Below are 2885 nucleotides of genomic sequence, written 5' to 3'. Positions count from 1 at the left end.
GTCTCTGGCTTCCAACGTCTCCCTGACGATCGGTCTTGGGGGGCAATGGGCTAACACCCCCTTGTTGTCGTCGGAGCAGTATGCGGTGGGCGGCCGGCGTTTCGGGCGAGCCTACGAGCCTGCGGAGCTGGTGGGGGAGCGCGGGTTGGCTTTTCGCGCTGAACCCCGCTATTCAGGTTCGTCAGATGTTGCAGGCTTCAGGTCATGGCAGCTCTTTGCCTTCTATGACATCGGCAAGGTCTGGAAGGTGGGCTGTACTTGTGCGGGCACGCCCAACAGYCAGAGTCTGGCGTCGGCAGGACTGGGCACTCGCCTTTTTCTTCCGCGGAATGTGGTGGCTGCGCTGGAGATCGCCTGGCCGCTGACCAAACCCATTGCGAGCTACCAGTCCCACGGCAAAGACCCGCGGTTGCTGGGTTCGTTGCTGGTGCGCTTTTGATGTTTGTTCCCTATTTTTTTGCCTCAGGAGGTAATCCATGAACGCTAGCCTGAACTCCCTGCACCTTTCGCCTTCGGTCCGGCGTCGGCGGTCATTTGCGCTGAAGGCCCTTCCGGCCGCCGTGGCGATGCTTTTTTCGCCACCCGGCTGGACCGTTGACATCACCGGCGGCGCGGGTCTTCCCCAGAACGGTACGGTGTTTTCCGGTACGGCCACGGGCTCGGTGTCGGGTAACCAGCTCACCATCCAGGCAGGCAACCGCTCGGTGGTTGACTGGGGCTCCTTCAACATCAATCCCGGAAAAATAGTGGAGATCATTCAGCCTGGCGCATCGTCGGCGATGCTTAACCGCGTGACCGGTGACGCCAGCCCTTCACAAATACTGGGCAGCCTGTCGGCCAACGGGACGGTGATGCTGATGAACCCTAACGGCGTGATGTTCGGGCAGAACGCGGTGATCAATGTAGGTGCGCTCATTGCCACCACAGGCAATATTGACGTCAACAACTTCATCAATACCGGCGGCGCACAGATCACCGGGGCCACCGGCAGTATCACCAACCACGGCAGCATCAACAGCACCGCGCAAAATGCCGGCCTGGTTGCCCTGGTCGCGCCGTCGGTCACCAACCACGGCAACATCACGGCCACCGGCGGCACGATCGCCCTGGGCGGATCGACCGCCGCTACGGTTTCGCTCAACGGTGGGCTTTATGAGTTCGCCATACCAGGCGGGGCAACGGGTACAAGCGTGTCCAATATGTCCCACGCCAGCCTGAACGGCGCCACCCTTTTAATGGGTGTGGGCGATGCCGCCAACCTGTTGTCCGGTGTCATCAACCTGGAGGGTGTGCAGCAGGCGAGCAATGCCATCGTCGTCAACGGCCATACGGTGGCGCTCAAGTCGGCGCTCGATGCACCGCAGGTCAGCGGCAATGCAAGCCAGGTGGATGTGTACAGTGGCGCACGCATCCAGGACGCCGTAAACATTTCCAAGACCGGAACGCCAGGGGCGGGCGGTTCTGTGGATGTTCATGGTGGAACCTACATCGAACAGGTTGCCTTGAACAAGGCCAACCTGACATTGACAGGTACGAATGGTGCCAACATCATCGTGCAGGAGGGAAAGACCGGAATAGACATCACCGCCAATGGTGTGACRCTTGATGGTATGCAGATCAYGGGCCCTAACAGTCAGAACTATGCCACTATCAACTGGACCAACCTAAGTACGACCGGTGTCAAGGTTGCCCCAGGCGTAACTGGTGCGACCATACGCAACAACACCATCACAAATCTCCGGAGCGGGATTCAGGTTACCAACGCCGCGGCCGCCATCACCGGCAACACCATTGAAAACACCAAGGGCGCCATTCTTGTGCGTTCGAACGATGTCACTATGTCGGGCAACTCCAGAGGTTCGTTGGGCAATGAATGGGACATCATTTTTCTGGACGGCGTGACGAATGGTTCTTATTTTGTTGCCCCGAATGTCAGCGAAGCGCAGTACGGCGCCGGTGTGATGGCCATGTCGACGGCCAACGGTAATATGCATATTCTTGATCGCCGCTACGGCGTCAACGGACTCTTGGGATCCACACCGCAATTTGGCAACCGTTCGCACGTTACTGTCAGTTCAGGCGCGAACTTCACCGCTGCAGACGATTTCAATCTTGGCAATGGCCTTGGCAACGACCGACAGCCATTGGGCACGATTCAGGGCGGCGTAGACGCCGTGGTCACGGGCGGCACGGTGAACGTGGCAGCCGGCACATACACGGGCGCCGTGAACATCACAAAATCCCTGACGCTGGATGGCGCGGGCATAGGGCAGACCGTTGTGAAAGGCCTTTCGGCTGCAAGCGGTGATGCGGTAGCCATCAGGGCCTCGGGTGTCACGCTGTCCGACCTGTCAATCAATGACTCCTACTACGGCGTTCATCTGAGGGATACGGCTAATAACGTGACGATTGACCGGGTTGCCTTCAATAACAACCAGTACAGCGTTCGCAGCGGGACCGACGTCAAAGCGGACAACTTCCGCATGCTCAACAGCACCATCACCGGTGGAGTGATCGGCGTCAATATTCTTAACGGCTACGACGGCGCGGGGGCGGGGAAGGCCTCCTTCAAGAATGCGCTTTTCGAAAATGTTACCGTCGAAGGGACGGGCTACAAGGGCTTGTACTTTGAAACAGCGGACAACCTCACGATGAGAAATGTCACTGTCACCAATGCCGGCAACTTGGGCAACCCCGATGCAGGTTCGACCAGTTTTCACCAGTCCGGTGCGGGCATCGACATCAACCTCAAGTTCGATGATTTCAATAGCCTGACTTTGGACAATGTTGTGGTTAAAAACTCCGGCTACAGCTCCAACACGGGCACCGGAGTCGCGATGGTGGTCAAGACACGCGGTGTCCCCGGTGACAGCTCCGACTACACC

The 2885-nt window shown here is 58.5% G+C and carries 2 protein-coding genes; both read left to right on the top strand.

All coding sequences use genetic code 11. The annotated features are described in order from the left end of the window. Positions 1 to 439, top strand: a 439-nt coding sequence (locus AC1D0Z_RS18830; RefSeq protein ID WP_477659716.1) for a ShlB/FhaC/HecB family hemolysin secretion/activation protein, incomplete at its 5' end; no start/stop codon positions are given. Positions 440 to 476: 37 nt separating this feature from the next. Continuing rightward, positions 477 to 2885 (top strand): two-partner secretion domain-containing protein (locus AC1D0Z_RS18825; protein ID WP_477659715.1); only part of this gene is annotated, 2409 nt, incomplete at its 3' end.

Source organism: Polaromonas sp. P1_E3, assembly GCF_056405935.1.
Note: the sequence above shows the minus strand (reverse complement) of the source record. Positions and strands in the feature narration are given on the sequence as shown.